Genomic DNA, 2,977 nt, shown 5'->3' with positions numbered 1-2,977 from the left:
GGTCGAATCTGGTCATGCCTTATCGGGCGCATCCTCATTTCCTGTAAATTACTGGAACTTTCTAAGCAGCGGAAAATTGGATTGGAAAAGCTGGGCGGACATACTTAGCGGTTTCGGGTGGGGTCTCGGCTATTTTGGAATGCCGCACATTATTATCAGATATATGGCGATACGGTCTCAAAAGGACGTAAGAAAAGGCGCGAAAATCGGCATAACATGGAATATTTTGATATTGCTTTTCTCCGTCGCCGCCGGCTGTATCGGGCGCATGTTCCTTGGCGGTAATATAGAAGCAGATACGGTTTTTATTCAAATGGTAAGGATGATTTTCCCGGGAGTTATTGCGGGTATTTTATTGTCCGCAATTTTGGCGGCGGCCATGAGTACCGCCGACTCCCAGCTTCTGGCTTCCGCTTCCGCTTTTGCCGCGGATGTTTACAAACCCGTACTGCGTAAGGGGCAGGCGGGCGATGAAGAGATGTTTTGGGCGGGCAGGATAGTTGTCGCTGTTATAGCGATTATAGCCGTTATAATAGCGTCGAACCCGGGCAGCGGCACGATCATGAGCCTTGTCGGAAACGCGTGGGGCGTATTCGGCGCCGCCTTCGGCCCTGCGATTCTGTTGTCGCTTTTCTGGAAACGTTTTACGTTCGCCGGAGCGGTAGCGGGTATCGTCGCGGGCGCGGTGGCGGACGTGATTTGGCTCACGGCTTTTTCCGGCACGGGCCTTTACGAAATTATCCCCGGCTTTGTAATTGGTCTGATTACGGCGATTGTCGTTACCCTTTGCGGCAAAAACCCCGGCGCCGAGGTTGAGGCGCTGTATGACAAGTCTCTTGCGATAGAGGACTAGATGTTTCCGCATGGAAAAAAGAAGGCGCTTACATTAAGTTACGACGACGGTGTGGAGCAGGACAGGAAACTTGTCGAAATCTTAAACCGTTACGGCATTAAGGCGGCTTTTAACCTAAACAGCGGGGTTCAATCCGGCTCCAGCCAGTGGGAAAGAAACGGCATAACAATAAGGCGCATGAACGTGGCAGGCCTTCCTGACTTGTACAAAGGGCATGAAATAGCGGTTCACAGCCTTACCCATCCCCGCCTTGAAACCTTGAACGAGGAGACCGTTGTTAACGAGCTGGAGCAGGACAAGATCAACTTGGAAAGAATCTTCGGCACGAAAATTTACGGAATGGCGTATCCCTACGGAACCTTTAACGACGAAGTAAAAAAAATCGTCGGCCGCTGCGGCCTTCTTTACGCCCGCGGCGTTGCGGCTACTTCTTCTTTCGATATCCCCAAAGATTTGCTCGCATATCAGCCAACGGCCCATCATAATGACGCGGGCTTAATGGAATTGGCTGAAACCTTTATAAAATTGAAACCCGAAACCCCGCAGGTTTTTTACCTTTGGGGACACAGTTATGAATTTGAAACCGACAACAACTGGCATATTATAGAGGATTTTTGCAAGCTTATGGCAAATAGAGATGACATATTTTATGCGACCAACGCGCAGGCTTTGTTGGGGGCAATCTACAGCACCCCGTCAAGGGGTGTGGATGAACAAAATTCCAAACGCCCCAGCGCCGAAAGGCTCCAACGAGATGAACCAAATGAGGCGAGCTTTAGCTCGCCGTTTGCGCTGCGGTCATAGCGAGGTACGCAATAGATTACAGAAAATTTTCTAAGAGCGGTATCGGTGACGTTACGTGCCCCACGAGCTACCAAACCCTCCGCATTCATAAGATATATGCTAATAACCAAAAGACCGAAAAAATCCCAAGCTATTTGGTAAAAGCCGAGCTTACGCAAAGCCCCGCCGGTGATATTGTCGTGGTTTGCCTATAATGCCACGCCAGAGCGTGCGTCGAAAATGCCACGACACCAAATCACCGGAGGGGCTTTGCGTAAGTCGGCTTGTAGTAAAATAGGGAATATTTTCCCTATTTTTTTTATTTTTTAGCAAAATTCTCCTCGCTAAAGTAATGCAAAATACACGGACGCACCGTATATAGGGTATATCTTTCATGGAGGTTGATATGAAAATTTTAAGACGTGCGTTTTTGCTCTTTATTTTGGCTGTTTTGCTTGCGGCGGGCTGTTCGGCTCAGGATTCAAAGGCGGAAAAACCGACGTTGTCGGCGGAACCCGGCACCCTTACCCTGATGACGTGGAATGTCCAAAACCTGTTTGACGGCGTTGATAACGGGAATGAATACGATGAATTTTTGAACTCGGCGGGGTGGTCAACAGAGAAGTACAAAGGTAAGGTAAATACCATTTCCACGGCGATTGCCAGCCTTAACCCGCCGCCCGACATCATCATGTTTCAGGAGATTGAATCGCTTGTTACCATTCATGACGTTGGCGAGGCTCTGCCCGGCGGTTATGCGTACAGCCACTTTGCGAAAAACCCCAGCGCTTCTTTGGGAGTGGGCATTATTAGCCGCTTCCCGCTTGCGGAGCCGAAGGCCCACTCGATAACGATAGGCGACGAGACAACTCCGCGTCCCGTGCTTGAAGTAAGAATTCAAACAGAAAAGGAATTTGTCGTTTTTGTCTGCCACTGGAAGTCGAAACTTGGCGGCGACGACAATACCGAAAGCGTCCGCAGGGCTTCGGCGAGGGTTATCCTGCGCCGTATCCGTGAGTTGTGGGAGGAAGAGCCCGATATCGGGATAATCGTCGCGGGCGATTTGAACGAGAACCACAATGAATTTTACAGACAGGGCGCGCAGGCAATAACCGCCCTGCTACCAGACGATCCTTATTGCGCGCAAATGGCGGCAGGCGCGCAAAAAGATTTTATCGTTCTTGGAAAAGACAAGCCGCCCGTACCCGTCAATTTTCCGCAGGGAACAATCGTTCTTTTTTCGGCATGGGTGCGCGACGTCGAAAAAGGTTCCTATTATTACAAGAACAACTGGGAGACAATCGATCATTTTTTAGTGTCGAAGCAGTTTTTTATCAATGC

General features: G+C 49.7%; 3 protein-coding genes. All 3 read left to right on the top strand.

The features are described 5' to 3' along the window. A partial coding sequence (locus ACYVTD_RS11120; protein ID WP_461247839.1) for a sodium:solute symporter family transporter occupies nt 1-853 on the top strand: 853 nt, incomplete at its 5' end. Then, on the top strand, nt 854-1,657 hold the full coding sequence (locus tag ACYVTD_RS11115; protein ID WP_461247838.1) for a polysaccharide deacetylase family protein: 804 nt from the start codon (nt 854-856) through the stop codon (nt 1,655-1,657). Between the two features lie 385 nt (nt 1,658-2,042). Further along, nucleotides 2,043-2,977: endonuclease/exonuclease/phosphatase family protein (locus ACYVTD_RS11110; protein ID WP_461247837.1), on the top strand; the 935-nt coding region annotated here is incomplete at its 3' end.

The sequence above is a fragment of the Treponema sp. R6D11 genome (assembly GCF_054786075.1).
This window is presented reverse-complemented; position numbering and strand designations above follow the sequence as displayed.